The sequence below is a fragment of the Mesorhizobium sp. P2_A12 genome (assembly GCF_056405075.1).
The window spans coordinates 439,649-465,092 of the sequence record NZ_JBFUCU010000012.1; the positions used below are offsets into that span (position 1 = coordinate 439,649).

The 25,444-nt window shown below is 63.3% G+C and carries 21 protein-coding genes; 1 reads left to right on the forward strand and 20 read right to left on the reverse strand.

Annotated features, from left to right (window positions below):
• Positions 1-4 precede the first annotated feature (4 nt).
• From AC1DZU_RS24650 to yajC, 7 genes are all read right to left on the reverse strand, one after another.
• Positions 5-2,164 (reverse strand): SGNH/GDSL hydrolase family protein, encoded by a 2,160-nt coding sequence (locus AC1DZU_RS24650; protein ID WP_477289166.1) that lies wholly within the window; start codon positions 2,162-2,164, stop codon positions 5-7.
• An 86-nt stretch (positions 2,165-2,250) separates the two neighbouring features.
• Complete coding sequence (locus tag AC1DZU_RS24655) at positions 2,251-3,201, reverse strand: sterol desaturase family protein (RefSeq protein ID WP_477289168.1); 951 nt, start codon at positions 3,199-3,201, stop codon at positions 2,251-2,253.
• Positions 3,201-3,635, reverse strand: a complete 435-nt coding sequence (locus tag AC1DZU_RS24660) for a hypothetical protein (RefSeq protein ID WP_477289170.1) — start codon at positions 3,633-3,635, stop codon at positions 3,201-3,203. The genes AC1DZU_RS24655 and AC1DZU_RS24660 overlap by 1 nt, the downstream gene beginning before the upstream one ends.
• An 83-nt stretch (positions 3,636-3,718) precedes the next feature.
• Positions 3,719-4,561 (reverse strand): phytoene/squalene synthase family protein, encoded by an 843-nt coding sequence (locus AC1DZU_RS24665; protein WP_477289172.1) that lies wholly within the window; start codon positions 4,559-4,561, stop codon positions 3,719-3,721.
• A 1-nt stretch (position 4,562) separates the two neighbouring features.
• The gene (locus tag AC1DZU_RS24670) at positions 4,563-4,955 is read right to left on the reverse strand and encodes an Mth938-like domain-containing protein (protein ID WP_477289174.1); all 393 of its coding nucleotides are present in this window, start codon (positions 4,953-4,955) and stop codon (positions 4,563-4,565) included.
• A 28-nt stretch (positions 4,956-4,983) separates the two neighbouring features.
• Positions 4,984-7,533 (reverse strand): protein translocase subunit SecDF, encoded by a 2,550-nt coding sequence (gene secDF, locus AC1DZU_RS24675; RefSeq protein WP_477289176.1) that lies wholly within the window; start codon positions 7,531-7,533, stop codon positions 4,984-4,986.
• A gap of 51 nt (positions 7,534-7,584) precedes the next feature.
• Positions 7,585-7,923, reverse strand: coding sequence for a preprotein translocase subunit YajC (yajC, locus tag AC1DZU_RS24680; protein WP_477227411.1), 339 nt, complete (start codon positions 7,921-7,923; stop codon positions 7,585-7,587).
• Positions 7,924-8,205: 282 nt separating this feature from the next.
• Between yajC and AC1DZU_RS24685 the strand changes: the two genes are divergently transcribed.
• On the forward strand, positions 8,206-9,081 hold the full coding sequence (locus tag AC1DZU_RS24685) for an ATP-binding protein (protein WP_477289178.1): 876 nt from the start codon (positions 8,206-8,208) through the stop codon (positions 9,079-9,081).
• Between the two features lie 117 nt (positions 9,082-9,198).
• On the opposite strand, the gene AC1DZU_RS24690 is transcribed toward AC1DZU_RS24685, so the two are convergent.
• The 13 genes from AC1DZU_RS24690 to AC1DZU_RS24750 all read right to left on the reverse strand — a co-directional run bounded on the left by AC1DZU_RS24690 (position 9,199) and on the right by AC1DZU_RS24750 (position 25,406).
• Positions 9,199-10,713: a peptidoglycan DD-metalloendopeptidase family protein gene (locus tag AC1DZU_RS24690; RefSeq protein ID WP_477289180.1), complete on the reverse strand. Its 1,515-nt coding sequence runs from the start codon at positions 10,711-10,713 to the stop codon at positions 9,199-9,201.
• A 228-nt stretch (positions 10,714-10,941) separates the two neighbouring features.
• Positions 10,942-11,601, reverse strand: coding sequence for a protein-L-isoaspartate(D-aspartate) O-methyltransferase (locus AC1DZU_RS24695; protein WP_477289182.1), 660 nt, complete (start codon positions 11,599-11,601; stop codon positions 10,942-10,944).
• Positions 11,598-12,356: a 5'/3'-nucleotidase SurE gene (gene surE / locus AC1DZU_RS24700; RefSeq protein WP_477289184.1), complete on the reverse strand. Its 759-nt coding sequence runs from the start codon at positions 12,354-12,356 to the stop codon at positions 11,598-11,600. Before surE ends, AC1DZU_RS24695 begins: the two co-directional genes overlap by 4 nt.
• Positions 12,356-13,660, reverse strand: coding sequence for a serine--tRNA ligase (gene serS / locus AC1DZU_RS24705; protein WP_477289186.1), 1,305 nt, complete (start codon positions 13,658-13,660; stop codon positions 12,356-12,358). Before serS ends, surE begins: the two co-directional genes overlap by 1 nt.
• 349 nt (positions 13,661-14,009) lie before the next feature.
• A complete protein-coding gene (tatC, locus tag AC1DZU_RS24710; protein ID WP_184873748.1) occupies positions 14,010-14,861 on the reverse strand; it encodes a twin-arginine translocase subunit TatC in 852 nt (283 codons plus the stop codon).
• Positions 14,858-15,676: a Sec-independent protein translocase protein TatB gene (tatB, locus tag AC1DZU_RS24715; protein ID WP_477289188.1), complete on the reverse strand. Its 819-nt coding sequence runs from the start codon at positions 15,674-15,676 to the stop codon at positions 14,858-14,860. Before tatB ends, tatC begins: the two co-directional genes overlap by 4 nt.
• 29 nt (positions 15,677-15,705) lie before the next feature.
• The gene (locus AC1DZU_RS24720) at positions 15,706-15,927 is read right to left on the reverse strand and encodes a twin-arginine translocase TatA/TatE family subunit (RefSeq protein WP_095087696.1); all 222 of its coding nucleotides are present in this window, start codon (positions 15,925-15,927) and stop codon (positions 15,706-15,708) included.
• A gap of 169 nt (positions 15,928-16,096) precedes the next feature.
• Positions 16,097-16,861, reverse strand: coding sequence for an SMC-Scp complex subunit ScpB (gene scpB / locus AC1DZU_RS24725; protein WP_477289190.1), 765 nt, complete (start codon positions 16,859-16,861; stop codon positions 16,097-16,099).
• The gene (locus AC1DZU_RS24730; RefSeq protein ID WP_095088090.1) at positions 16,858-17,658 is read right to left on the reverse strand and encodes a segregation and condensation protein A; all 801 of its coding nucleotides are present in this window, start codon (positions 17,656-17,658) and stop codon (positions 16,858-16,860) included. Before AC1DZU_RS24730 ends, scpB begins: the two co-directional genes overlap by 4 nt.
• Positions 17,659-17,718: 60 nt before the next feature.
• Positions 17,719-18,738 carry a beta-N-acetylhexosaminidase gene (gene nagZ, locus AC1DZU_RS24735; protein WP_477289192.1) on the reverse strand — a complete coding sequence of 340 codons (1,020 nt, stop codon included), beginning with the start codon at positions 18,736-18,738 and terminating at the stop codon, positions 17,719-17,721.
• A 25-nt stretch (positions 18,739-18,763) separates the two neighbouring features.
• Positions 18,764-22,255 (reverse strand): SPOR domain-containing protein, encoded by a 3,492-nt coding sequence (locus tag AC1DZU_RS24740; protein WP_477289194.1) that lies wholly within the window; start codon positions 22,253-22,255, stop codon positions 18,764-18,766.
• A 103-nt stretch (positions 22,256-22,358) separates the two neighbouring features.
• The gene (argS, locus tag AC1DZU_RS24745) at positions 22,359-24,116 is read right to left on the reverse strand and encodes an arginine--tRNA ligase (protein WP_477289196.1); all 1,758 of its coding nucleotides are present in this window, start codon (positions 24,114-24,116) and stop codon (positions 22,359-22,361) included.
• Between the two features lie 75 nt (positions 24,117-24,191).
• Complete coding sequence (locus tag AC1DZU_RS24750; protein WP_477289198.1) at positions 24,192-25,406, reverse strand: deoxyguanosinetriphosphate triphosphohydrolase; 1,215 nt, start codon at positions 25,404-25,406, stop codon at positions 24,192-24,194.
• Between the last annotated feature and the right edge of the window lie 38 nt (positions 25,407-25,444).

A 25,444-nucleotide genomic window follows, 5' to 3' on the forward strand; every position in this document is an offset into this window, starting at 1 on the left:
CCCTTCAGTGCGGTCGCACATCCGCGACCGTTGGCCGTGGCAAGTTGAGCATCGTGGTTGCTGCCGCGAACACCGCGTCGGCGATGTGGGCATGGCCTTCCGCGGTCGGATGGAACGGACCGCCCAGGCAAACCTCGACCAGATCGAGCAACGCCCAATCTTGCGGCGGCGGTGGCGTGCCGCTCGCCTTGGACTGCACGAAAAGGCAGATGTCGTTGATGGTGCGGAACCAGCGCTCGCGCGGCGCGTAGGCACGCGTGTCGCGAGACGCCTTGAAATCGGCGCCGCGATTAGCGGAAAAAGGCTCGAATTCCGACCATTTGTCCGGTCGCGGGCCGTCCGCATGGTAGTAGGGCAGCATCAGGCTCTCGGCGGCCGTGACGCCGCTCGACAAGCTCTTTTGCGCACAGATCCCATGCTTGGCGAACGCGGCACGTTGGGCATCGACAAAATGCCAGTTTCCCGCGTGGGCGGCGTCGCGCGTCGCCGGGTAAAGCACATTGTTGGCGAAATCGCTGATGGGACGCAGCGTCGGCACGTCGATCGACAGCACCCCGCCGACGTTGAAGCCTTCAAGCCTTTCACGCGGTGTGGCCTCGCCACAGAGCCTTCCATCCTGGTTGAATTCGATCTTGGGAAACGCGGTCAGCACAATGTTGGGCATTCCATTGTTGCTGGCGATGGGCAGCGGCGCCAGCGCCTTTCGCAAGGCGGCAAAGCGCGCCGGCAACTCCTTTGCGCGGATTCGCGCCGTGGCGACATCATGCGCCTTGGCGATCCGCGCGACAGTTCGAATGACTGACGCGCCGAGGGCGTCGGCGCGCAACCTGCTGTTGACGTTTGCGTATGGAGGCCTTGTCTTGGTCAGCGCTTCCACGATGAGCGGTGTGAAGCCGACATCGTTTCCACCGATGGACACGATCAGCATGTCGATCGTCCGCAGGAACCGCCCCGGTTTGCAGTCGAGCAGTTTGGCGCTGAGCAATGTGCGGCCTCGCTCGTCGGTGAGCGGCGTGTCGAAAGTCACCGTTCGGGTTGCATGGGTGCGCAACAGATCATCGCGGCACAGTTCGATCATCAGGCGATCGATCTGCGGCAAGTCGCGACGCAGTTTACCGCCCGACGAAAAATAGGAACTGTTGACTGTCTCAACTCCGGCATAGGGAAAAAGCAGCCCTTCCGTCACTTCGGCCCCGGAGCAGGCAAAGCCGAGAAACGTCACCGCGCTGTGCTTGGGATCGGCAAGAGCGACCTGCAAGGCGGTGCGCAGATGATAGCTATAGGCCGAACGATGGCATTTGCGGTCGAGCCAGCCAGCCGGCGCATTCTGATAGCGGACCGGCAACGAATAGGCTGGTACCGATTTGATCGCTTGAGTGTCGGCGTCATAGACGAAGGAGATGTTGAGAAGTCTTCGTCTTGACAGCGGATCGATTTCGACCGGCGTATCGGGATTGCCTTCGCCCGACGAAAAACTGTCGCCGATACCGGCGATGAGCCGGTCGCGGACCCAGATGGCAGGTTGCGAAACCACCGTGCCGTTCGGCAAGGTCACAGACACATCGACACCGCGCGCTGCTTCGGGGATATCTGGTTCAAAGGGAATGCGCGCTTCAAAGAGCGCCGCGCAGGGCTGTTCCGCCGTCGCCGAAAGCCGGCCACGGCCGGCAATGAAAATCGGCCGCGCGGCTTGCCATCGGCAAATGCCGGCCGGTGCATCCGTCAAGCTGAAGACGACGGTGTGCCCTTGCGGGCGCACGTAGTCGGTACGAAGCGCGGTTCCGAAACTGTCGCTGGCGCAGGACGAATGCCACTGTTCTCGGGCGTCCCAGCAGGTGGAGCGGCGGCGATTGACAGGGTTCGCCCAGCCGCGTTCGGGCCGACCCGCGCCCTTGGGATTCGGATAGAGCGTGGCGTCCTGTTTGTACCACTCACGCAGCCAGCGCGGATCGTTGAGCAGCCGTTCGAGATCGGAAACCGCCGTAGCCGTGAAGGCGCCGCCATGGGTTGTCATGACTTCGGCCATGGCTTCCCGCTGCATATCAAAATCGGTGGTTTCGGTGAAATACCGGAAAGGATGCTTGACCCGCCAGTCGATGGCTGGCGCAGCGTAAGTCAATGTTGTGGCAAACAGAAAAAAGAAAGTGGATACAAGACGAAGCATGATCACCACCCCACAAATACTGAGATGTCAAAAATAGTACCAAGCCATCATGCTGTCAAATTGACACCAGGTCGTAATTTACTTCACTATTCGGCTGGCTCGGCACTCGCGGCCGGCAACCCGGGCTTGCCCGCTTCACCCGGATTGCGCCGGACATAGGCGGCTTTCAGGCTCTCCGAGGTTTCGCGCGAGCCGTCATGGCTCCAGCCCGGCGGCTTGATCAGGTAGTTCAGCCGATCGCTCAAGCTCAGCCCCGGTGCAAAGGCATCCCTGAACATGCCGATCCATTCGTGGAACGCCACTTTCAGCGGATTGAAGGTGCCCAGGTTCTTGACGATGCCGTAGCGCGGCCGGTCCTCCTCCAGTTCTTCGACGAAGCTGCCGAACAGGCGATCCCAGATGATCAATGTGCCGGCATAGTTGGCGTCGAGATAACGCGGATTGGTGGCGTGGTGGACACGGTGGTGCGACGGCGTGTTGAAGACGAATTCAAACCAGCCCCACATCCTGCCGATCGTCTCGGTGTGGATCCAGAACTGCCAGACCAGGTTGAAGCCGAAGGTGAAGGCAATCACCGCCGGACGGAAGCCAAGCAGCACCAGTGGCGCTTGCAGCACAAACATGAAGGTGAACAGGCTGGTCCAGCTTTGTCTCAGCGCCGTCGACAGATTGTAGTGCTGGCTTGAGTGGTGGTTGACGTGCTCGGCCCACACCCAGCGCACCCTGTGCGCGATGCGGTGGTAGACATAGTAGCGCAGGTCATCGAGCAGGAAGGCGGCCAGGAACACCCAGACCGACAGGCCGAGGTTGAAGACGCGGAACTGCCACAGCCACAGCATCGCCCAATAGGACACCACGCCAAGCAGCAGCCCGGCGACGACATTGCCGGTGCCCATCATCAGGCTGGTCAGCGTGTCGCGCGTCTCGAACGAACCCTTGGCGCGGCCGCTGCGCACCAGCCAGAGCTCGATCAGGATCGCGGCAACGAAGAACGGAATGGCCAGCTGGGTGACCTGCGGAAAGCTGTAGCCGTCCATCACGCCGCCTCCCCAGCGGAATTCGAACGTCGCGGCTCAAGCGCTTTCAGCAAGCCTTGCGCATCTGTTGCGCTGGCAAAGTGGAAGCGGCCGCCCTTCCAGGTGAAATCGGCAAGCCGAAACGAGACCGTATTTGCGTCGGCGGCAGTCAAAACCGTGACGTCCCGCGACGCGACGATGCGGCTCAAAAAACAGTCGCCAATGCTGTGAACGATGCCGATGCGCCCTCGCCCGAGATCGAGGAACGCCGTCCTGGCATCCGTCGTCAAGCGAACTGTCGTGGCCACCGCGTCCGGAAAATCCTCGGCGAAACGGCTCAGCGCCTGGTCCGTGCCAGCGAGTGTGGCCGTCTTGCTGCCGCCGGTGAAATGTACGGCGGCGACCGACAGCGCAATGCCAAGAGCGACGATCGCGACCAGCAAAGGCAAGCTCATGGATGGGTATCTCCTCCGACCAGTCTGTCGTCTATGGCAACAGTTTTTGGCCGGGAGACTCCTTACCATGATTGACGTTTACGTCAAAGTGCCGGCCAGCCCTTGCTCGCGCGACGCAGCAGCAGCCAATGCCGGCGCAAGGCCGACAGACGCGCCACGCCGTGGAGCGGCGAGCCATTCTCCATTTTCGCAAGATAGGCACGCGACAGGGCCAGCGGCAGAAATGCCGGACGCAACGAGACCGGCAGGGCCGATGCGCCCTGTTCGAAAGCGGAAAGATGGTCGCGCGCCAGCGCCATCATCGCTGCCACTGCACGTTTGGCGCCAGCGCCACCATCGCCGGCAACAAACTCTTCTGGCGAAGATCCAGCCGCGGCCAGGATATCGGCCGGGATAAAACACTGTCCGCGTTTGTGGTGCAGCGGCAGCAGAAGCAGCAGGCCGGTCATCGCCTGCGCGCAGCCTGCCCGGCCCGCCAGCTCGGCAAACCGTGGTGCCGCGACGGGATCGAGCACCATCGCCGCAAGCTGGATGAGCGCGGCTGCGGTCTCGCCGCAATAGCCTTCCAGGTCGGTGCGCGACGGCATCGGATCGTCGTAGAGGTCGAAAATGCGCGCTTCGAGCATGTTGTCGAACGCCAGTTTCGGCAGACTGTACCTTGCCGTCGTGGCATTCAACGCTTCGGCGACAGGATGGCCGGCGCCGGCCTCGCCGCCGGCGGCAATGACATCGCGCCACCATTGCAGCCGCACCTCGCCCGGCAGCGCGTCGTGGATGCGATCGCGAATGCCGGCGATCTCGGCATTGAACGCGTAGAGCGAAAACAGCGCATCGCGCTTGTCGGCCGGCGCGTAGAGAGCTGTGAGATAGCGGTCGTGGTCGGCGGCGCGCACCGCGTCCATGACGATTTTGGCATTCTGAGACATGTCAATCGACGGCGATCAGCGCGGCGGCCACGGCGCGGTCTTCCGCCAGCAGGACATTGTAGGTCCGCACCGCGGCACCCGTCGACATCGGATCGGACGCAATGCCTGCCGCCTTCAGCGCGGCCCGCAGTGCTGCCGGCAAAGGCCTGAGTTCCCTGCCCATGCCGACCAGCAGGATCTCGACCTTGTCGGCTTCGGCCAGCAGCCTGTCGAAATCCGCCACCGTCAGTGCCAGGGGATCCGCCGGCTCCCAGCCATGGATGCCGGATGGCAGGCAGAGCAGCGAGCCGCGATGCGACATGTCGGCAAAGCGGAACCCGCCATTGCCATAGGCCTCGATCGGCGCGCGGCCGGGGAAATGCGCCTCGCGGATGACGATGCCTTTGCCGGTCACCGTTCTGTCACCCCTTCGGGGCCGCGCGTCAGGTCGCGACCGCCTTGCTGCCGCCGACCGGCTTCTGCTCGTCGCTTTCAGCCTGCGGCCGCAGCTTGAACAGGATCAGCAGCGGTGCCGCGATGAAGATCGACGAATAGGTGCCGAACACGACGCCGAACAGCATGGCCATGGTGAACGACCGGATCACCTCGCCGCCGAACAGCACCAGCGCCAGCAATGCCAGGATCGTCGTCACCGAGGTCAGCGTCGTTCTCGACAGCGTCTCGTTGATGGCGTTGTTCAGGAGTTGCGGCAGCGGCATGCGCTTGTATTTTCGCAGATCCTCGCGAACGCGGTCATAGACCACGATCGTGTCGTTCAGCGAATAGCCGATGATGGTCAGGATCGCCGCCAGCGAGGACTGGTTGAACTCGAGCCCGGTGATGACGAAAAAGCCGATGGTCATGACGACATCGTGCACCGTCGCGATGATGGCGCCGACCGCGAACTGCCATTCGAAACGGAACCAGACGTAGATCAGGATGCCAAGCAGCGCGACCAGCATGGCAATGGTGCCTTGCTTGGCCAATTCCCCGGACACTGTCGGCCCAACCACTTCAACGCGGCGGAAATCATAATTGTCCTGCAACTCGCCGCGAACCTTGTCGATGACCGTCTGCTCGGCATTCTCGCCGCCATCCTGCGTACCGACACGGATCAGCACGTCGTTCGGGTCGCCGAACTGCTGCACCTGCACTTCGCCGATGTTGAGTTCCGAGAGCCTGCCTCTAATGTCGGCGATGTCGGCATTGCCGCTCTTGGCCTTCACCTCGATCAGCGAACCGCCTTTGAAATCGATGCCGTAGTTGATGTCGACGGTCATGAACAGCACGACCGACAGGACCGACAGCAAGCTCGACAGCGCAAAGGTCCAGCGGCGGATGCCCATGAAGGGGATCTTGGTGCCGGGCGGAATGAAGGTCACCGGCGCCCTCGGCAACTCCTTCGGGCGCGCCCGGCGCAGCCAGATCGAGACCAGCAGGCGGGTGAAGGTGAAGGCGGTGAAGACGGTGGTCAGGATGCCGATGGCGTAGGTGATGGCAAAGCCCTTGACCGGTCCCGTGCCGAGATAGAACAGCACCACCGTGGCGATCAGCGAGGTGACGTTGGAATCGACGATGGTCGCCAGCGCCTTCGAGAACCCAGTGTCTATCGCCTGGATCACGGAGCGGCCGTTTCGTCGCTCCTCGCGGATACGTTCGTAGATCAGCACGTTGGAATCGACCGCCATGCCGATGGTCAGCACGATACCGGCGATACCCGGTAAGGTCAGCGTTGCGCCGAGCAGCGACAACAGCCCGACGATCATCGCCACGTGCACCGCCAGTGCGATGTTGGCGAGGAAGCCGAGGAAGCCGTAGGCGACGAACATGAAGGCCACGACGAGGATCGAGCCGATGATGCCGGCGACCTTGCCGGCATGGATGGAATCCTGGCCGAGGCCCGGACCGACGGTGCGCTCTTCGATCACCGTCAGGGTCGCCGGCAAGGCGCCGGCGCGCAGCAGCACGGCGAGGTCGTTGGCGCTCTGGGCAGTGAAATTGCCCGAAATCTGGCCGGTGCCGCCAAGGATCGGCTCGCGGATCTGCGGCGCCGATATCACCTGGTTGTCGAGGATGATGGCAAACAGCTTGCCGACATTCTGTGCCGTGGCCTGGCCGAAGCGCGCCGCACCTTTCGAATCGAAACGGAACGAAACCACCGGCTCATTGTTCTGCGAATTGTACGTCGCCTGCGCATCGACGAGATTTTCGCCCGAAACGATGACACGGTTTTCGATCAGATAGGGAACCGGCGGATCGTCCTGCGAATACAGCACCGAAGAGCCGGCAGGCGGGCGGCCATTGAGCGCGTCCTGCACCGGCATCGACTGGTCGACCATCTGGAACGTCAGCTTGGCGGTCTGGCCGAGGATTTCCTTCAGCCTTTGCGGGTCCTGAAGGCCCGGCACCTGGACAAGGATGCGGTCGTCGCCCTGCCGCTGCACGATGGGTTCCGTCGTGCCGAGTTCGTTGACGCGGCGCTCGACCACCTCGATCGACTGCGTCAAGGCGGTCGACGTGCGGTATTTGATGCCGGCATCGGTGACGTTGAACTTGAGCAGGCCGGGCTCGGAATCGTCGAGCGTCATTTCCTGGATGGAGCCGCCGGTGAACAGGCCGGCGGCGACCGGATCGGTCAGCGACTTCAGCGCCTTCTTGGCGGCATCGAGCTGGGCGGGATCGGTGATGCGGACCTGCAAGGTCCGCCCCGTGCCGGCAAGCCCGGTATAGCCGATCTTGGCGTCGCGGAGCAACGTGCGGATTTCGTCGCGCGTCGTCTCCAGCCGGTCCTTGATCAGGTCGTTCTGATTCATCTCCAGCAGGATGTGCGAGCCGCCCTGCAGATCGAGGCCGAGCGTCATCTGGCGCTTCGGCACCCAACTGGGGAGCTGGGCCAGCGTGCTGGCGGAGAACAGATTGGGCGCGGCGAGGATCACTGTGATGGCCACGGCCACCCAGATCAGGATCATCTTGAAGCGCGAAAAATAAAGCATATGGCGTCGTCCGTCAGAGCGTGTCCGCGGATCGCTCCGCCTGAAATTCGGTTATTTCTTGGCGTTCTGGTTCGCCACGGGCTCGCCCTTGACGCGCACATCGGCGATCGTCGAACGCAGCGCGGTCACCTTGGTGCCACCGCCAAGGTCGATCTCGAGTTCATTTTCGTCGATCACCTTGGTCACCTTGCCGACGAAGCCGCCGCCAGTGACGACCGTGTCGCCGCGACGAACCGCGGCCAGCATCTCGCCGCGCTTCTTCAGCTGCGTGCGCTGCGGCCGGATGATCAGAAAATACATGATCACGAAAATCAGGACAAACGGCAAAATGCTGATGAACATGTCGGGAGAAGCCCCAACGCCTTGGGCGTATGCCGGTGTCACGAACATCGAGGTACTCCTGAATTTTGAAAACAGCCGCCACCGTCCTTGTGGAGTTTGGCGGCCCCTTGAAATTTGGCCGGAATATAGTCGGTAAAGTTGCCAATGCAACTGCGTGGCCGGCCAAATCGGCTGCTTTTCCGGCCTGTTGAGCCGTGTTAGAGCATGATCGCGAACAGCACGAGCCGGTTTTCGGAAAAGATCACGCTCGAACAAAAGGTTGCAACCGGTTTCGAACCCGACGGAATCGGCAAGCTCCCCACTTCAAAACGCGAAAAACAAAAGACCGACATGACCGACAGCAGCATTGACGCCCTCAACAAGAAGCTCGACAGCCTGATCGAGGCGGTTAGCCGCCTCGCCCCGCCGCCGGTGCCTGAAACGGACATCGGCGAGGCCGACTGCTTCGTCTGGCAGGCCGATCCCGGCTATCTGGAGCCGGTGCGCAAGGTCAACCGCGTCGACATCGGCCTGATCCGTGGCGTCGACCGCGTCCGCGATATCCTTGTCGACAACACCGAACGCTTCGCTGCCGGCTACGCGGCCAACAACGTGTTGTTGTGGGGCGCGCGCGGCATGGGCAAATCGTCGCTGGTCAAGGCGGTGCATGCGGAGATCAACGCCAGGGCCAAGTCCGACCTGCCGCTGAAGCTGATCGAAATCCACCGCGAGGACATCGACACGCTGCCGAAGCTGATGGGGCTGCTGAAGTCAGCCCCCTTCCGCTTCATCCTGTTTTGCGACGACCTCTCCTTCGACCACGACGACACCTCCTACAAGTCGCTTAAGGCAGCGCTCGAAGGCGGCGTCGAGGGCCGCCCGGCCAATGTCATCTTCTACGCCACCTCGAACCGGCGTCATCTCTTGCCGCGCGACATGATCGACAATGAGCGCTCGACCGCCATCAACCCGTCCGAAGCGGTCGAGGAAAAGGTCTCGCTCTCCGACCGGTTCGGCCTGTGGCTCGGCTTCCACAAATGTTCGCAGGACGAGTATCTCGACATGATCGACGGCTATGTCCGCCATCATGATCTTTCCGTCGATCCCGAGACGTTGCGCGCCGAAGCACTGGAATGGGCAACGACGCGCGGCAGCCGCTCGGGCCGCGTCGCCTGGCAGTTCACCCAGGATCTGGCGGGGCGGCTCGGCAAGCCGCTCAAGGATTGACATGCGCGGAAGCAACTGAAAAAGCCCGCTCCTTGCGGGGCGGGCTGAGCCGGCGGGCCGGACTGGAGGTCAGACGGCCCGCAAAATCGCTTTCTTGTTCTATTCGAGACAGCCCGACTATTCGAGATAGCCAGAGGGGTCGACCGGGGCGGAGTTCTTGCGCACTTCGAAGTGCAGCTTCGGCGAGTCCGTCGTGCCGCTCATGCCCGACAGTGCGATTTCCTGGCCGCGCTTGACCTTCTGGCCGCGCTGCACCTCGATCGAGCTGGCATGGCCGTAGACAGTGACCAGGCCGTTCTCGTGGCGCACCAGCACCGTGTTGCCGAATTCCTTGAGGCCGTCGCCGGCATAGATGACGACGCCGTTCTCGGCCGCCTTGACCGGCGTTCCCGTCGGCACGGCGATGTCGACACCGTCCTTGCCGGACCCGAAACCGGATATCACGCGGCCGCGCACAGGCCAGCGCATCTTGCCGATACCGGTTGCATCCGGTGCAACCGCCTCGTCGTCCTCGGCCTGCTGAATGACCTTCGAATCTTTCTTCGGCGGCGTGTAGGACGCCAGCGTTTCCGACGGCGTCGTCTTTGCCGCGGGCTGCGTGGTCGCCGTGGTCACCGGATCGATCTTCGCCGGCTTGGCGCTGGCGACGGTCGCGGTTCCGCCGGCCGGCACCTTCAAGGTCTGGCCGATCTTGAGCAAGCCGTCCTTCATGCCGTTGGCCTGCTTCAGCGCAACGGTGCCGACACCGGTCTTCCTGGCGATCGAAGAAAGCGTGTCGCCTGACTGGACCGTGTAGGTGCCGGCAGCGCCTGTCGCCTTGGCCGCCACCTGCTGCTTGGGCTCCTTGGGCTGGCTTGTGGCGGCCGAAGCATCGACCTGGGCGGCGGACTTGCCCTCCTTAAGCTTCGGCTGCTGCGGCAGAACGGCGACCTTGTCAGGCGCGGTGGCCGGCAGGTCGTGCTTGCCGTTTTTTGCAGGCTTGGCGTCGGCGACTTTCGGTTCCGATTTGCTGGAGTAGGCATAGGCTGGGATGACAAGCTTCTGGCCGGTCTTCAGCCCCTTGGTCGGGCTCAACCCGTTGACCTTCATGATCACGTCGGCCGGCACCTTGTAGTGCTGCGCCAGGGCGGAAATCGTTTCGCCATCCCTGACGACGATCTCGGTTGCATGCGGCGTTCCGGCCGCGGCGACGCGCGGCGCGTCGGGCTGCGCGACCTTGAACGGCGATGCCGCCGGAGCGACCGTGCCGGTCGTGGTCCGGTCGACATGCGGCGCCGGGGCCAATGCGGTGCGGACCGGCTTTGCGGCAGGCGCCAATGCCGGAGCCGGCTGCGCCTGGGCAACGGGCGGAGGCAGCGGCCGCGTCGAGACCGGTTCGAGACTGGAGCGGCTGACCGATTGCGTATGGCTGCCGTCGACCGGAGCGGCCGCGACATCGCCCGGATAGGGCTGCACGGCGTCCTGCTTGTTGATGATGGCGCGCTGGTTGTTGGTCGACGAGGTAAAGACGTCATCGACGCTGTTGAAGCGTGAAGCCTGGGAGCTGCACCCTGCCGCAGCGCCTGCGACCATGAGTACGGCGCAACCACGCATCAGGTTGCGTCCGCTTGTCTTCAAAACACTGAGTTGCATCGCACTGACCCGCACATACCCGGTACAAACTAGGCATGATTAAAGCGCGTTAATGTTACTCGTCGGTTAACCCCATAGAATCCGATGCGAATTTTCTTAAAATATTTGAGATCGCTTGCGGAGTGCCGAAGCTATGCTCAGGCCGGGCTGGCTAAGTCGACTCGCCGAACCGAATGCAGCGGTTTTCGGGCTCACAATTCGCAGGCCGGCACCGCATAGAAGATCACTCTAAATGACGGCGGCGACGCTGCGCAGGATCGGCTGCAGGCGCACGAGACCGATGTCTTCGCGTTCGAACCGGCTACCGACCTTGGTCAGCTTGGCCAGCACCTGTTCGCCCTCTTCGGGTCCGATCGGGGCGATGACGATGCCGCCACTCGACAGTTGGTCGAGCAGGAAGCGCGGCAGGCTGTCGAAGGCTGCCCAGGCGACGATGCGATCGAACGGCCCTTCGTTCGGCAGACCGCCGGATCCGTCCGCCTGGCGCACAATGACATTGCCGATGCCGAGCGCCTCGAAGCGCTGCCTGGCCTGCTCGACAAGCGTCTTGTAGCGGTCGGCGGTGACGACCCGCGCCGCCAGCCGCGACATCACCGCCGCCGTGTAGCCGGAGCCGGTGCCGATCTCGAGCACGCGGTTGCCTTGCTCGATGGCAAGGGCTGAGATCACCGCCGCCTGCAGGTCGGCCCCTTCGATCGCCTCGCCGCATTCGATCGGCAGCATGCGGTCCGACCAGGCGATCGGATGGAACTGTGCGCCAAGGAAACCGCGCCGCGGTGTCGCCTCGAAGGCCGCGATCAGCGCCTTCGGCACCGTCCCCCTGCCGCGCAAACGCAGCAGAAAGGCGGCAAAACCTTCGCGGTCGTCGATTGTGAGGCCCTGGTTCATGCAAGCGCCTTGCTCAGTTGGTCACGGATTTCATGCGCGGTGAGGTCGAGCTGCAATGGCGTCACCGACACCAGCCTGTTGCGCAAGGCATGGAGGTCGGTGCCTTGCTTGCCTTCGACCGGCTCACGGCCGAAGCGCAGCCAGTAGTAAGGCAGGCCGCGCCCGTCGCGGCGCTCGTCGACCCACAGGCTATGCACGAGCTTGCCTTGTGAGGTCACCACCGTGCCGGCGACTTCTTCGGGAAGGCAGTTCGGAAAATTGACGTTGAGCAGCACGCCGTCCGGCAGCGGTGTCGCCACCAGTTTCTGCAGCAGTGCCGGCGCCAGCGCTTCGGTCGTCTCGTAGGGGACAACCCGATCCTCGCCGACATAGCTGTAGCCCTGGCTGAGCGCGATCGAGCGGATGCCGAGCAGCGCGCCTTCCATGGCGCCGGCGACGGTTCCCGAATAGGTGACGTCGTCGGCGATGTTGGCGCCGGAATTGATACCGGACAGGATCAGGTCGGGGGCGCCGGGCAGGATCTTCTTAACGCCCATGATGACGCAGTCGGTCGGCGTGCCGCGCACCGCAAAATGCTTCTCGCCGATCTTGCGCAGCCGCAGCGGCTCCGAGATCGAGAGCGAATGCGCATAACCGGACTGATCCTGCTCCGGCGCCACCACCCAGACATCGTCGGACAGTGTGCGCGCAACCCGTTCAAGCGAGGCCAGGCCCTCGGCATGAATGCCGTCGTCATTGGTCAGGAGGATGCGCATTATTTCGATTCGATCTTTTCCCGGCCGCCCATGTAAGGCCGCAGCACTTCAGGAATGGTTACGCTGCCATCCTCATTCTGGTAGTTTTCGATGACAGCAATGAGCGCGCGGCCGACCGCGGTGCCCGAACCGTTGAGCGTATGGACGAAGCGGTTGCCCTTGCCGTCCTTGTCCTTGTAGCGGGCGTCCATGCGTCGCGCCTGGAAATCGCCGCACGCCGAACAGGACGAGATCTCGCGATAGGCGTTCTGGCCAGGCAGCCAGACCTCGATGTCGTAGGTCTTGCGCGCGCCAAAGCCCATGTCGCCGGTGCACAGCGTCATGGTGCGGAACGGCAGCTCAAGCCGCTTCAGCACTTCCTCGGCGCATTGCGTCATCCGCTCGTGCTCGGCGAGCGACGATTCCTGGTCGGTGATCGACACCAGCTCGACCTTGTTGAACTGGTGCTGGCGCAGCATGCCGCGCGTGTCGCGCCCGGCGGAACCTGCCTCCGACCGGAAGCACGGCGTCAGCGCGGTATAGCGCAGCGGCAGTTTTTCATGCGCGGTGATTTCTTCGCGCACGAGATTGGTGAGCGGGACTTCGGCGGTGGGGATCAGGCCAAGCCTGCCCTCCCCGTGCGGCGCGAAGAACAGATCCTCCTCGAACTTCGGCAACTGGTTGGTGCCGAAAAGAACGTCGTCCTTGACCATCAATGGCGGGATGATTTCCTCATAGCCATGCTCGGTCGTGTGCAGGTCGAGCATGAACTGGCCGAGCGCCCGTTCCATCCGCGCCAGCCCGCTCTTCAGCACCGTGAAGCGCGAGCCTGACAGCTTCGCGGCGCGCTCGAAATCCATCATGCCGAGCGCTTCGCCGATCTCGAAATGCTCCTTCACCCAGTTCGGGCGCGTCGGCAGCTTGCCGACGATGTGCTTGACGACATTGTCGTGCTCGTCCTTGCCGACCGGCACATCGTCGAACGGCACGTTGGGCAGCACCGCCAGCGCATCGTTGAGCGCCTTGTCGAGCTCGCGTTCGCGCGCCTCGCCATTCTGGATGAAAATCTTGATCTCGCCGACTTCGGCTTTCAGTCTTTCGGCAAGCGCCGCATCTCCCGAACGCATGGCGTTGCCGATCTCCTTCGAGGCGGCGTTGCGGCGCTCCTGCTTGGTCTGCAGCTCGGTCACGTGTTCGCGCCGCGCTTCGTCCGAAGCGATCAGCCCGTCGACCGTGGACTGCGCCTCACCGGCCGACCACGAGCGCTTCACCAGCGCCTCGACAAGGGCCTTCGGGTTGTCGCGAATCCATTTGATGTCAAGCATGGTTTGAACGCTCCTGGGTAGCATGTCGCCCAAAAGTGCGCAGCGGTTTTGGGTTAACGACCTGCTTAAAACAAAAACTGAAACGCATCGCTTTGATAGCGATGCGTTTCAGCCAGAGGGGGTAAACCGCATCGTTGATCGATGCAAGATCGGGCGTGATGAAGCCAGGGCTGCGAGCTCGCATTAGCTCGCTTTACCGGGGATGGCGCGAGAGCCTGAAATGAAAAACCCGCCTTGCGGCGGGTCGCTGGCGCAAATCAGCACCATACCTAAATCGATAGCATAATTGCCGTCACAAGGCAATCGATTCCGAGCCCGCTGCCCCCCAGAGAGGGCGCCGCGCCATAGCCTATGTGGAGGACTTTTCGGCCACCTCTTCCGCCGCGTCCTGCTTCTCGCGCGCTACCCGCTGCTTTTCCTGATCGCGCTCGATCAGCCGCGCAGCCCAGATGGAGACCTCGTAGAGCAGGATCGTCGGAATGGCCAAGCCGATCTGGCTCATCGGGTCGGGCGGCGTCAGCACCGCCGCGACGACGAAGGCGATGACGATCGCCCATTTGCGCTTCTCGGCCAGCGCCTTCGACGACAGCATGCCGACACGTGTCATCAGGCTGGTCACCACCGGCAGCTGGAACACCAGGCCGAAGGAAAAGATCAGCGTCATGATCAGGCTGAGATATTCCGACACTTTCGGCAGCAGCGAAATCTGCACCTGATCGTCGGTGCCGGCCTGCTGCATGGCGAGGAAGAACCACATCACCATCGGCGTGAAGAAAAAATAGACCAGCGAGGCGCCCATCAGGAACAGGACCGGCGATGCGATCAGGAACGGCAGGAAGGCGTTGCGTTCGTTCTTGTAGAGGCCGGGCGCGATGAACTTGTAGATCTGCGTGGCGATCAGCGGAAAGGCGATCACCATGCCGCCGAACATGGCGAGCTTGACCTGGGTGAAGAAGAATTCCTGCGGCGCGGTGTAGATCAGCTCGACCTTGTGCGGATCGAGCCCGGCCCACTTCGTCGCCCATTTGAATGGAACGACCAGAAGGTTGAAAAGCCTCTTGGCGAAGAAGAAGCAGACCAGGAAGGCGACGAAGAAGCCGCCGAGCGACCAGATCAGCCGCCGGCGCAGCTCGATCAGATGCTCCATCAGCGGCGCCGACGATTTCTCGATCTCGTCTCTTTCCTTGTCCGAAACGCTCACTTGGCGGCTCCAGCCGTCTTCTTGGCCGCCGGCTTCTTCGCCGCGGCAGGCTTCGGTTCAGCTTTCGTCTCAGTCTTGGCAACGATTGTCTTGGACACGATTGGCTTGGTAACGATCGGCTTGGTCGCGACCGTCTTGGCCGCAATGGGCTTCGCAGCCTTTTCAGGCTTTACCGCCGCCTTGGACGCAGGTGCGGCCTTGGCGGTCGCCGCCTTTGCCGGCGCGGCAGCCATCGTGCCATTTGCCGACGCCTTGGCAGGCGCTTTCGCAGCCGCTTTTGCCGGCGCAGCCTTGGCCACTTTCTTCACCGCCGACGCCTTCTCCGCGACAACCGGTTCGGCCGGCACTGATGCCGTCACGACCGATTCATCGGTCATTGCCGGGAAAATCGGCGCTGCTGGTGCTGCTTCCGGCCCGCTGACGCCAGGCATGGTCGTCGCGCCGTTCTTCAACGGCTCGGCCGCCTGCGGCGTCGAAGCGGCTGGCGCTGTCGGATCGTCTGCCGGCTTAGGCTTCATCACCGCGTCGACGCCGGAGCGCACATCGGCCGCCGCCTGCTCGAACGGATTGAGCTGCTTCCTGATTTCGGACATCGGGCTGAGGCCCCTGAGCTCGTCGACCGACTTCTTGACGTCGTCGAGCTCGGCCTCCTTCAGTGCCTCGTTGAATTGCTTCTGGAAGTCGGCCGCCATGGCGCGCAGCTTGGCCGTCGTGCGGCCGAAGGTGCGCAGCATATTGGGCAAATCCTTGGGCCCGACGACCACGATCATGACGATCGCGATGACCAGCATTTCGGTCCAGCCGACTTCAAACATGGCACTCTGTTCCGACTAGAACCTTTGGCTCAGCTCTTGCTGGCTTTTTCCTTCGCGGCCGAAACGGTCTCGTCGGCGCGGTGCTCGACGGTGCGCTTGTCTTCGGCAACATCGTCGTCCGCCATGCCCTTCTTGAAGCTCTTGATGCCCTTGGCCATGTCACCCATCAGCTCGGGGATCTTGCCGCGGCCGAACACCAGCAGCACGATCACGAGCACGATCATCCAGTGCCAAATCGAAAACGAACCCATAGCAAATCTCTCTCGAATGTTTTCCCTGGCGATGATCTATGCGTTTTCGCGTTGGGATTCAAACACAACTGCGACAGAGTTTATGAAAGGGTGGCGGATGTCACGCATTTTCGGCGTGATGGCCCGCTACGAATCCGCGCATCCTCGACAGATTGGCCGCGATTGCCAGTCAATCTTCCGTGACGCGCGGCGTCAGCAGGCCGAGTTCCTCGAGGTCGATGTCGGTCAGCGCATCCTCGTCGTCGGCCAGTGCATCGGGATCGGCCGGCGGCTGCGGAATGGAGAAATTCGACGGCATGCGGCCCGATAGCAGGCCTGCCCCCTTCAGCTCCTCCATGCCGGGAAGATCGCGGATTTCCTCCAGCGCGAAATGGTCGAGGAAGGTCTCGGTCGTGCCATAGGTCACGGGGCGTCCCGGCGTTTTGCGTCGGCCGCGCATGCGCACCCATTCCGTCTCCAACAGCGTGTCGAGCGTGCCTTTCGAGGTTTCGACGCCCCTGATGTCCTCTATCTCGGCGCGCGTCACCGGCTGGTGGTAGGCGATGATCGCCAGCACCTCGAGCGCCGCGCGCGACAGCTTGCGCTGCTGCACCGTGTCGCGGCTCATCAGGAAGGCAAGGTCACCGGCCGTGCGGAATGCCCAGGCGTCGCCGACGCGCACCAGATTGACACCACGCCGCGCATAGATCTGCTGCAGGTCGGCCATTGCCAGGGCGATGTTGATGCCGTCTGGAAGACGTGCCGCAAGCTGCTTTTCGCTGACCGGCTCGGCGCTGGCGAACACGATCGCCTCGGCCATGCGCACGGCTTCCGCCATATGCAGCCGCTCGGCCGGGTTCTGGACCTGCTCGGCCGGTTCCTGCGGAAACATCTCCCCTTCCGTTTCGTCATCGACCTTGAAAGGGATAACCGAAGCGTTGGCGCGTTCGCTCATGATGCCACCTCGACTGCCTTGATTGCCTGTGCGCGGCCGCGCAGGTAGATCGGCGCGAACACGTCGTCCTGGCGCATGTCCATCTTGCCTTCGCGCACCAGTTCCAGCGTGGCCGCGAACGAACTCGCGATCGCCGTGCGCCGCTCCTCGGGGCTGGTCATGTATTCGATCAGAAAACTCTCGAGCGCCGTCCAGTCGCGCACCGCGCCGACCAGCCGGGTCAGGATGTCGCGCGCGTCCTTGAGCGACCAGACACCGCGCCTGGCGATCGTCACATTGTTGATCGCCTGCTTCTGCCGCTGCTGGGCATAGGCGGTCAAAAGATCGTAGAGCGAGGCCGAATAGGCGTTGCGCTTTTCGACGATGACCATTTCCGGCATGCCGCGCGCGAACACGTCGCGGCCGAGCCGGTTGCGGTTGACCAGGCGCGCCGAGGCGTCGCGCATTGCCTCAAGCCGCTTCAGCCGGAACTGCAGCACCGCCGCCAGCTCCTCGCCGCTCTCGCCCTCGTCGCCAGGCTGCTTGGGGATGAGCAGCTTCGACTTGAGGAAGGCCAGCCACGCCGCCATTACCAGATAGTCTGCGGCAAGCTCGAGCCTGAGCGCCCTCGCCGTCTCGACAAAGGTCAGATATTGCTCGACCAGCGCCAGGATCGAAATCCGCGCCAGATCGACCTTCTGGGTGCGGGCAAGATGCAGCAGGAGATCGAGAGGGCCTTCGAAGCCGGCCACATCGACGACCAGCGACGGATCGCCGGTGACGCGTGAATCGTCGTTCTCGGCCCACAGACGGTCCATCGGTGCGGCCTTCGCGGCCTTGCTTTCCAATGTTTCCGCCACTTTCTCTCGCTTCCTTTGTCAGGCCACCGCATCGAAATAGGTGGCGAATTCTGCGCGTATCTCGGTTTCTTCAGCCGCGTCGTGTTTCCTAATATAGGTCAGCGCCCGTTTTGCGCGCTCCAGCGACTTGCCCTCAAGCCCCGTGGTGCGCGATGCGATGCCGGCCATTTCCTCGAAAACGCCGTTGCAGTGAAGGACCAGATCGCAGCCCGCCGCAAGGATCGACGCCGCCTTTGTCGGGAAATCCCCAGAAAGTGCCTTCATCGAGGTGTCGTCGCTCATCAGCAGCCCATCGAAGCCGATTTCACGACGGATGATCTCGTCGATGACCTTGCCGGAGGTCGTCGCCGGGTTCTTCGGGTCGACGGCGCTGTAGACGACATGCGCCGTCATCGCCATAGGCAGATGGTTGAGCTCCCGGAACGGGGCGAAATCATGCCGTTGCAGATCGCTGAGCGACGCATTCACCGTCGGCAATTCGAAATGCGTGTCGGCAAGCGCGCGCCCATGGCCGGGAATATGCTTCATCACAGGCAGCACGCCGCCCGACATCAGCCCTTCGGCGGCAGCACGGCCGAGTTCGATCACCGGTCGCGGCTCCTTGCCATAGGCACGCGCGCCGATGACGTCGCTGGCGCCCTCGATCGGTACGTCGAGCACCGGCAGGCAATCCGCCGTGATGCCGTAGCGCAGCAGGTCGAACGCATGCAGCCGCGCCATCAGCCAGGCCGCGCGGGCGCCGGCATCATGATCGTCGCGCCACAGCGCGCCGAGCGCGCCGCCGGCCGGATAGTTCGGCGCCAATGGCGGCCGCAGGCGTTGCACCCGGCCGCCTTCCTGGTCGATGAACACCAGCGCGTCCGGACGCCCGATACAGTCGCGCATCTCGGCGACCAGATCGCGGATCTGCTCGGTCTCGCCGATGTTGCGCGCAAACAGGATGAAGGCCCACGGGCATTCGTTGCGATAGAAATTGATTTCTTCGCGAGTGAGCGATTTCCCGGCGCAGCCGAGGATCATGGATTTTGATTCGGTCATGACGGGAGTTTAGGGCTTCGCGCGGTCAAAGGGAATCGTCCCCCGCCGCATGCGCTTGAAGACAGATCTCTTCCACACGAAAAAGCCGGCGCGGTCTGAGACCAGCCTTGTAGCTGGTGCACAGGTTGATCGCGTCGTTGCGCGACTTCGCCGGAACGCGCACACGGTAGAACGTGCCCTTGCCGGCAATCTCCGCCTTGACGATGTTGGCGGTACGGCCGGAAAGCACGCTGCCGTAGCGGCGCTGCAGATCCTGGTAGCTGGACTGGGCGCTCTCGACCGTCGGCTGCGAAGCGATCTGCATCGACCACGAACCACCGCCGGTCGCGGTCGATCCCGGATCGATGGATGCAACCTGGTCGGGCTTGACCTCGCCGACGACATCAACCGGCTGGTCGGACGGGCGCTGCGGCGCGACCGGAACCTTGGCCGGCGTGTTTGCCGATTGGGCCTTTGCCTCGGCCTTGGGCGCCGCTGCCGGTTTGGCTGCCGGCTTGAGGGCCGGCTCGTCGTCTGCCTGGGCGGTGGCGGGCGTCACGGTGCCGGTCTGGTCCGCATCGGCCTGGGACGACGGGGCAACTTGCTGCGGCGCCGGGTCGGCCGGCTCAGCGGCCGCCACTTGCGGTGCCGCCGGCGCCGAATCCTCACGCGGCACCAGCGAACCGTCTGACTTGACCACCATGGTCCTCACCTTGCGCGGCGCAACGGCGACGACTTCGGCGTTGGTGCCCTTGTCGGCCTCCTGCAGCACCTGCGCGATGCGATCTTCGGATTTCGGTGCCGGCGCCGCGTTATCGGCCGGCGCCGCGCTGGCGGCCGGCGCGGCGTTCGCGACCGGCGCGGCGTTACCGTCGTCCGCTCCACCTGCCGCGGCGTTCTGGTCAGCCGAAAGATCGATCGCGCGGGCGGGATCCTTGGCCTGCACATCCACCGGCTCTTCGACGTTGGTGACCAGTTTTTCCTGGACAGGCTCGGCCGGCTTGGTCCCCTTGACCACTGCGTCGTAGACCTTGTTGTCCTGGTTCGGCACCACGGTGCCGCCCGGATTTTCCGGCTTGACCTTGATCGGTGCGTTGTCGGCCTTGACGATCACCGGTGCTTCGCTGCCGCCCTTGCCGCCGAAAGACAGCGCAAAGGCGCCGAGGCCGCCAGCCACCGCTACCGCGCCGACAACAGCGGCAATGAACAGGCCACGTCGGCGCGAGGGCCTTGCGGCCTCCCGCTCGCCGAGACCCGGGACAGCCATCGCCTCATCCAGATCGGGATCGTAGTCGAGTTCGTCGACGGTGAAATCGTCCGCCTGTGAAACCGGCTGGCTGCCGGGCAGATTGTTGAGGTCGAAGCCAGCGGCATCCGCATAGCCAGCCGAAGCTGTCGCCCGGGCAGGTATTTCTGCCGGCCTCGCCGCATAGGTCCGCGCTTCCGGCTGATAGGCCGGCTTGACCCCCTCATAGCCCGGCTTGACACCGTCATAGCCCGACTTGATGGCGTCATAGGCCGGCTTGATGGCGTCATAGGCCGACTTGGGGTCCTCATAGCCGGCGCTGCTTGAGGGAGCAGGAGCGACCTCCACCGAATTCATCTCGGTGAGAAGGCTTGAGAATTCCGCGTCGAGATCGTCATAGGCAGGCGTCGCCGGCTTGTCTTCCTCGAAGTGCAGTTCCGGGATGTCGAGATCGTCCGCCAGCGCCACGACACGCTCGGGCACGTCGACTGTCTCGACGTCGGGCATGTCTTCGTAGTGCGAGGACTGTTGCGGTTGCAGCACCGATACCGGAGCAGCAGGGGCGACGGTCTCGACCGGCTCGCTCGAGCGGTAGGACGGCACTGCGGCGGCTGCCGGCGCCGCGGCGTGCGGTGTTATCGGAGCGGTCGGCTGAGCATTAAACGCCGGCTGCTGCGGAACCGGCGTCACGCGGCTCCACGAACGGGTCGGCTCCGTCGGCTCGGAGCGTTCCGCCAGCCAATCGAGAGAATCGCCCTGATCGTGCGGGGCAGCGGCCGCGTCGCGCGAATCCAGGCTGTTTGCCAAAGCCGCGTCGAACGCATCATCGTCGAAATCGACATCGCCTTGCGCGGCGACATGCGAGCGCTGATCCAGCTCCTGAAGGTCATCGAGCTGCAGAACGTCGAGGTCCGCATCGGCGGCCTGGACAGCGTCAAGACGGTGCTGCTCCTCAGGCGCGTGTCCGTCGATATCCCATTCGAGGTCGGCGAGATCGGCCGGCTCCTCATTGGTCTTTGCAACCGCGGCGACGGGCGGTTGAGCGGCGACAGCCGGCTGAGCCGCGACGGGCTCCCTGGCCACCGGCGCCGGGCGCGCGGTCATGGCACCCAGCAGCGCATTCAACTCGTCTTCCAGGCTTCGTTCATCCGCGATCGGCGAATCCAACGGCTCAGCCGCAACGGCGGCTGGCGCCAGCGGCTGGACCGCAGCGGCGGCAACCACGGCGACCGGCTCTTCGGCCGTTTCGGCAAACGAGTCGTCCAGGTTCAGGTCGAACCCATCGTCCAGCGAGCCTTCAGGGCCGGAAATCTCGCCCTTCGCGTCCGCGGTATCGGCCGGCACATCATGCGCTTCCGGCTCCTGGAAGGCGACCGGCTCAACACGACTGCCAAAATCCATATCGACATCAGCCATGGCGTCGTCGAAATGACCGGCAAAATCCTCGCTCGAGATTGCCTCGGCATCACGCGCAGTCGCTTGCGCCGGCATGGCGTACTCGACAGGTTCCGAAGCCGCCGGTTCAGCAGCCGCGTCGGACTGCTCCACTGCCCAACGGTCGTCGAGCATCATCTCGTCTTCGAGCGAGATCGCAACCGCATCGTCGAATTCAGGCTCGGACGCCGGCCCGACAGCAGCAGGCTCGACAGCAGCAGGCGACTCGGCAACGGCCGCGGTCTGCCGCACTTCGTCGGCGTCGTCGTCGATCCGGAAGTCCTGATCGAGCGACGCTGCTAGCTCGTCCTCTATCGGCCGGTCGTCCTCGAAGGGCGAAACGTCTTCGAGCGAACTGGCGACGGCGTTGTCGAAATCAGAATCGAAAGCCGGCTCAACCGCTGGCGCGGTTTCGGCAGCGTCCAAATCGGCATGGCTGGCGACATCCGCATGGCTGGCGACATCCCCATGGCTGGCGACATCCGCATGGTTGGCGACGGGTGCGTGTTCGTCGAGATCCGCCATGTCCAGATGGAAATCGTCGTCGAGCGACATCGCAAGATCGTCGTCCATCGGGCCGGGCTTGGCCGTTTCGAACGTCGGCTCATGTGCCTCGGCGACCGGAGCGGCGTCGCTGTCGTCAGCGCCGAACTCGCCCATCAGTTCCTTCTCGAGATCGATCTCGAAATCGTCCTCTTGCGCCGGCTGATCGGCGACGGGCGCTTTCGGCTGGACGGGCGCTTGCGGCTTGACCGGCTGGCGCGGGTCGAATCCCATGATCCTGGTCAGTTCCGCGAACGGATCGTCATCAACGATGTCGTTGTTTTCGGCTACTCTCAGCTGGGTTCTGTCTGCCATTATTGTTCCCGAACTCGCACTCATTCGGACGCCATGGACGTCGCGTAGGGTTGGCCCTTACCAGCGCAATGTGGGCAAAAGGTGACAGGTTTTTTAGTCAAACCTAACGCATTTCGGTGGGCGCAGCGGCTCCGATCAACGTCAGGCCGGACGTCAGAACGTCCGAGACAGCCTGCACCAGCCCTAGTCTGGCATGCGTCAATTGTCGGTCGTTAACCTTAACAAAACGTAAGTCTGGATTATCTGTGCCACGGTTCCAGTGTCCGTGGAAACTAGAAGCCAGATCATAAAGGTAAAATGCCAGCCTGTGGGGCTCGAGCGCAAGTGCCGCCGACTCGATCAAACGAGGATATTCTGCAAGCTTGCGGATCAGGCCGATCTCGCCCTCGTCGGTGAGCATAGCGACGGCGGACGCCAGGCTGTTGCGGTCGAAATTGACCTCGCCCAGTTGCTCGCTCGCCTGCCGGAACACAGAATGGCAGCGCGCCGAGGCGTACTGCACATAAAACACCGGATTGTCCTTGGACTGCTCGGTCACCTTGGCGAAGTCGAAATCGAGCGGCGCATCGTTCTTGCGGTAGAGCATCATGAAGCGGATCGCGTCGCGGCCAACCTCCTCCACCACTTCGCGCAGCGTCACGAAGTCACCCGACCGCTTCGACATGCGCACAGGTTCGCCCTCGCGAAACAGCTTCACCAACTGGCAAAGCAGCACGGTAAGCTTCACCCTGTCGCCGGCAATCGCGCGCGCCAAGGCCTCCAGCCGCTTGACATAACCACCATGGTCGGCGCCGAGCACATAGATCAGGTCGACGAAGCCGCGATCGATCTTGTCTTTGAGGTAGGCGACGTCGGCGGCGAAATAGGTGAACGAGCCATCGGACTTGACCAGCGCCCGGTCCATGTCGTCGCCGACGGCGGTCGAACGGAACAGCGTCTGCTCGCGATCCTCCCAATCGTCGGGCTTCTCGCCCTTGGGTGGCGGCAGCTTGCCCTTGTAGATGTGACCCTTCAACGTCAGGTCGCTGATCGCCGAGCGGATCTTCTTGGCGTTGTCGGCGTGCAGCGTACGTTCCGAGAAGAACACGTCGTGATGCACGTTGAGCATCGCCAGATCCTCCCGGATCATCGCCATCATCGCATCGATGGTGCGGTCCTTGACGATGGCCAGCGCCTCGTCATCCGGCATCTCCACCAACGACCGGCCAAACTCCTTGGCCAGTGCCTCGCCGACAGGAACCAGGTAATCGCCGGGGTAAAGCCCTGCCGGGATCTCGCCGATATCGTCGCCAAGCGCCTCGCGGTAGCGCAGCATGACCGAACGGCCGAGCACGTCGATCTGCGAGCCGGCGTCGTTGATGACGTATTCCTTGGTCACGTCATAGCCGGCGAAGGCCATCAGGTTGGCGAGCGCATCGCCAACCACCGCGCCCCGGCAATGGCCGACATGCATCGGGCCCGTCGGATTGGCCGAGACATATTCGACATTGGTTTTCCTGCCACCGCCAACCGTCGAGCGGCCATAGTTGCGGCCTTCGCCAAGCAGCGCGGTCAGATGCGCCTGCCAGAAACCGTCCCTTAGCCTGAGATTGACGAAGCCGGGCCCCGCGACCTCTGCGGCGGCAACGTCCTTGTCCCCACGCAGCGCCTGCACCAGTCTTTCGGCCAGCGCGCGCGGATTCTGGCCGGTCGGCTTGGCCAGCACCATCGCAGCATTGGTCGCCAGGTCGCCATGGCTGGCATCGCGCGGCGGCTCGACGGCAACGCGCGACAGGTCCGGCGAAACGCCGTCATTGTCTTTTAGATCAAGCGCTTCGACGGCTTTTATGATTCGCGCGGTGAAATCGGCGAAGATATTCATTTGTTGTACTCTGGGGACTGACTCTGGCGGCTTTGTAGCGAATCCGGCTCATTGGCCGGCAAAATCGAGCCCGCCCTAGCTCAAATCCGGAGTGCGGTCAAACAAACGCCGATGTTCCTTGAGCGCGTAGGTGTCGGTCATACCGGCCAGGAAGTCGGCGACGCTGCGCGCCTTGATGCGATCGTCGGCCCGGTCGAGCCCCTCGCGCCAGCCGTCCGGCATGGCGCGCGGATCGGCGAAATAGGCATCGAACAGGTCCCTGACGATCTGCTCGGCATCGGCGCGCACCCGCATCACCTCCGCGTGCCGGTAGAGGTGCTTGTAGAGAAAGGCCTTCAGTTCCTTCTCGAAGGCAGCCATTTCGGTCGAAAAAGTCACCATCGTCTCGCCCGCTGCCCTCACCGCGTCGGCGCTCTGTGGCCTGATCCGCTCCAGATTGGCCGTGGTCGAGACAATGACATCCTCAACCATGGCGGTGATCTGGCGCCGCATCAGTTCGTGGCCGGTGCGCACGTCATCGAGCGCCGGATAGCGGGCGCGTACGGCCTTCAGGATCGTTCCCGGCAGCGAGACCGTCTCCAGCATGTCCAGCGTCAGCACCCCTGCCCGCAAACCATCGTCGATGTCATGCGTGTTGTAGGCGATATCGTCGGCGATCGCCGCGCATTGCGCCTCGATGCCGGCAAACCGGTCCAGCTCGAGATCGTGCAGCTCCGAATAATCGCGGATCGCCTGCGGCACCGGCCCTTTCAGGCCCTGGCCATTGCCATCGGTCACCGGTCCATTGTGCTTGACCAGGCCTTCCAGCGTTTCCCAGGTCAGGTTGAGCCCGTCGAATTCGGCGTAGCGCGCCTCCAGCCTTGTCACGATGCGCAGCGATTGCGCATTGTGGTCGAAGCCACCCCAGGCGGCCATCTTCTCGTTCAGCGCGTCCTCGCCGGTGTGGCCGAAGGGCGTGTGGCCGAAATCATGCACCAGCGCCACGGCTTCGGCGAGATCCTCGTCGCCACGCAGCGCCCGCGCCAGCGCCCGCGCGATCTGCGCCACTTCGATCGAATGGGTCAGACGTGTGCGATAGTGGTCGCCTTCATGCGCGATGAAGACCTGCGTCTTGTGTTTCAGCCGCCGGAACGCCGTCGAGTGAATGATGCGGTCGCGATCGCGCTGGAACGGCGTGCGGGTCGGGCTCTCGACCTCATCGAAAAGCCGCCCGCGCGACTTTGCCGGATCGCAGGCATAGGCGGCGCGCGGCCGATAGCCGAATCCGATGTCGCCCAACTCGTTGGTCATGATCGATGCCGCAATTGATTGGTCTAGTTGACTTGGCC